Annotated in this window: 1 protein-coding gene and 1 tRNA gene; one reads left to right on the top strand and one right to left on the bottom strand. The window is 56.8% G+C overall.

Features of this window, described 5'->3' with window-relative positions:
• Positions 1 to 396 precede the first annotated feature (396 nt).
• A tRNA-Val gene (locus Q4Q11_RS30920) sits at positions 397 to 472 on the top strand.
• A gap of 11 nt (positions 473 to 483) precedes the next feature.
• Here Q4Q11_RS30920 and Q4Q11_RS30915 read toward each other — a convergent pair.
• Positions 484 to 1,471, bottom strand: a 988-nt coding sequence (locus tag Q4Q11_RS30915) for a tyrosine-type recombinase/integrase (RefSeq protein WP_498571878.1), incomplete at its 5' end; no start/stop codon positions are given.

The following is a 1,471-nucleotide window of genomic DNA, read 5'->3' as shown; positions in this document are numbered from 1 at the left end:
CCCGCATTACATTTCAAGTATTCCGGATGCTTTCGCACCCATCAAAGCGGCCCTCGCCGTTCGATGAGCGGCTAACTACGGGGTTCGTGTTTGGGTGTCAAGCAGGTTTGAATACAAATCGATGACAGAGTGCGAATTGTTTTGGACAAGCTCGCCTCTGAGTTTCTGCCCACGCGATTTGGCATGGCAGCTTCCCGCCCGACGCATTTCATTCGGACCTGATATGCACAAGGATCATCCGGCGAGCCTCACATCGGCATATGTAGATGACGGCCACCGGAATTGCGTAAAAATCAAAAAAATCAAAAAATCTTCACAAACACTCTTGCGGTTTTTCCTCGTTCCGCATAGATCACGGCCACCGAATGCGGCGGGCCAATGACCCGCCAGCATGAAGGGCGATTAGCTCAGTTGGTAGAGCGCCTCGTTTACACCGAGGATGTCGGGAGTTCGAGTCTCTCATCGCCCACCACTCCCCCAAAATCACGTTGATTTTTCATCGTTTTTTACCTCGTTTGTCTCATTCGCCGTTTTCGGTTCTAAAAGTGGGACACTTGAGCGCTTCTCGTAAGCCGCCTTGCGCTCGAATGCGTTCGCGCGCATGCGCCGCTTTTCCGCTTTCTCGATATAGATTTGAGCTGTCTTCAGGTTCGACCAGCCGAACACCGCGCATAGCTCCGGTGCAGACGCACCGCTTTCCGCGTAGGCGACGGAGGCTGCCTTGCGCAGGCCGTGGGAAGAGCAATGCGGCAAGCATGCCTCTCCGCACCAGCGGGAGAAGGCGTTACCGAAGCTCTCTATAGTATAAGGAGTCCCGCGCGAGCTTATGACATAGGTGTCAGCGCCGAACGCGGTCTTTTCCAACGCCTCCAACAATTCCGGAGTGAGTCGCGCTTCCATCTCGACGGGAAAGCGATTGCGCCCCTTGTGGGCCGTGAAGCGCGTCCAGCGCTCACCTGCCCGCTTGAATTCATTTTTCGGGCCGATCTGCGCGGCGTCGGAACGGCGCGCGCCGATGTTGATCATGACTTCCATCGCCAGGCGCGGCATGGTGCCGACAGCCCAATGCGCCCGAAACTGGTCGATCTCATCCGGCGTCCATGTATGGAAGCCGCCCTTGCGCTTATTGATCGGCTCGATGCCCACGGCCGGGTTATGGCTGGCGAGCGCAGGCTTTTGGTTCATCGCCCAATTGAAGACGGCGCGCAGGACCTTGACCAGCTTGTCAGCCGCACCAGGCGTATCCTTTCGAGCCTGCTGGCTCTTCTCCATGTCTTCGCGGCGATACTTCTTATATGGCAGCTCGCCCGCCTTCTCCGCGAATCGCGTGAGGACGCTGCGCTTGTCTTTTTGCGTATCGCGCTCGAATTTCTTGAAGGCGGCCGAGCGGTAATACTGGTCGAAAAGCCAGTTGAATGTTTCCTCGCGCGGCAGCTCCGGCTTTTTGGGCGCTTCCTCAGACTTCAACACC

It is taken from the genome of Rhizobium sp. UFLA01-1127 (assembly GCF_059803845.1).
This window is presented reverse-complemented; position numbering and strand designations above follow the sequence as displayed.